The organism is Streptomyces sp. DH12 (assembly GCF_020873895.1).
GTDB lineage: Bacteria > Actinomycetota > Actinomycetes > Streptomycetales > Streptomycetaceae > Streptomyces.
The window spans coordinates 1-383 of sequence record NZ_JAHWGT010001721.1 but is presented as its reverse complement, the minus strand read 5'-3'; the positions used below and the strand labels follow the sequence as shown (position 1 = coordinate 383).

Here is a 383-nt window from a genome sequence, read left to right as displayed (position 1 = left end):
GGACTGCCCGCCGTGCTCCGCAAGGGCCGCGCCTGGTACGTCTCCACCCTCCCCGAGCCCGACGCCCTGCGGGACCTGCTCACCCGCGTCGCCGCCGGGGCGGGGGCGCGGCCGGTGCTGGACGGGCTCCCGGACGCGGTGGAGGCCGTGCGCAGGGGCGGGCTGCTGTTCCTGCTGCACCACGGCCGGGGCGAGGTCACCGTGGACGTCCCCGGCACCCACCGCGACCTGCTCACCGGCGTCACCGTCACCGACCGGGTCACTCTCGGCCGCTACGGCGTGGCGGTGCTCGCGCCATGACCGCCGGACCCGTGCACGGCACCTGGGAGCCCCGGCCGGCCGCCCGCTGGGAGGACGCCTTCCTGTGCGGCAACGGCCGGCAC

At 78.3% G+C, this 383-nt stretch carries 1 protein-coding gene; it reads left to right on the top strand.

Features of this window, described 5'->3' with window-relative positions; genetic code table 11:
- Nucleotides 1-300, top strand: a 300-nt coding sequence (locus tag LPA54_RS41905) for a Beta-galactosidase C-terminal domain (protein WP_228985576.1), incomplete at its 5' end; no start/stop codon positions are given.
- Nucleotides 301-383 lie beyond the last annotated feature (83 nt).